We start from the raw sequence: 1058 nt of genomic DNA, 5'->3' as shown, positions 1-1058 counted from the left end.
GGCTGGTGGGGATGAGGCCGTGGTGGTAGGTGTTGCGGCGTTCGGTGCGGGTCGGGTCGATGGCGTAGGCGGGGGTGTAGAGGGGTGTGCCGTTGTGGAGTCTGAGCGTCCAGTGGCCTTGGTGGAGCAGGGTGTGGTGGTAGGCGCAGAGTAACGCGCCGTTTTCGATGCTGGTTTCCCCGCCGTCCTGCCAGGGGATTACGTGGTGGGCGTCGCACATCGCGGCGGGGCGGGTGCAGTGCGGGAAGGTGCAGCCGATGTCGCGGGCGGCGAGGATCTTGCGTTGGGCGTCGGTGAAGAAGCGTTGGGTGCGTCCGACGTTGAGGATGTCCTGTCCGTTGCCAAGGATCATGGTGGTCACGTCGGCGTCGCACAGGTCGGTGTCGAAGAGGGTGAGGTTGTTCGGGCCGGTGTAGGGCAGGAACGCGATTCCGCAGCCGGTGCCCCGGGCGCGGCTGGCTTGGAGGTCCGCTTCGGTGGTGGAGATGAGCAGTTGGGGCTTGAGTCCGCCGTTGACGGGCAGCAGGCCGGTGCGGGCGGCGAGCCTGACGGCGTCGAGGAGCCCGTCGAGGAGTTTTTGGCCGTGGGTGCGCTTGTCCCGCACGGCCGGGTCGGTGCAGGCCGGGTCGATCGGGTCCAGGCCCTCCAGCCCGTCCGCGCAGTCCGGTCCGGGCACGATGATTCCGTCGACCAGGTGCGGCCACGGGGCCGGGGCGCCCTCCCCGGGGCACCCGGTGCCGTCGGTGCCGTCCCCGCCCGGAGCGGTGCCGGCGGCGCCGTCCCCGGGGGAGCCGGCGCCGTCCCCGGGGGAGCCGGTGCCGTCCCCGGGGGACGGACACCTGCCGGGGGGTGGATCCATGCCGGGGGGTGGATCCATGCCGGGCGTGGCCCAGAACGCGCCGCCGCCGGATTCCCGCCCGGCGCTGGCGTCGGGTTCCTTTCTGCTGCTCCTGTCGTCGGTGGCGTTCCCGGCGCCGGTGCTGTCCGCGGTGGTGGCCGGGGGTTGGGCCCACCCGGGTGGGGGACCTTGGGGCGGTGGCCAGGACGCTTCGGGGGAG

General features: G+C 72.7%; 2 protein-coding genes. One reads left to right on the top strand and one right to left on the bottom strand.

What is annotated here, in order from left to right; all coding sequences use genetic code 11:
• The coding region (locus G6034_RS19385; protein WP_176636738.1) for an HNH endonuclease signature motif containing protein at nt 1-859 on the bottom strand (859 nt) is incomplete at its 3' end.
• Here G6034_RS19385 and G6034_RS19625 point away from each other — a divergent pair.
• Nucleotides 858-1058 (top strand): hypothetical protein (locus tag G6034_RS19625; protein ID WP_218064094.1); only part of this gene is annotated, 201 nt, incomplete at its 3' end. The two genes, G6034_RS19385 and G6034_RS19625, sit on opposite strands and share 2 nt — an antisense overlap.

The sequence above is a fragment of the Arthrobacter wenxiniae genome, from assembly GCF_013376105.1.
GTDB classification, from domain to species: domain Bacteria; phylum Actinomycetota; class Actinomycetes; order Actinomycetales; family Micrococcaceae; genus Specibacter; species Specibacter wenxiniae.
The sequence above is the reverse complement of the archived record's forward strand: the minus strand, read 5'-3'. Positions and strand labels throughout refer to the sequence as shown.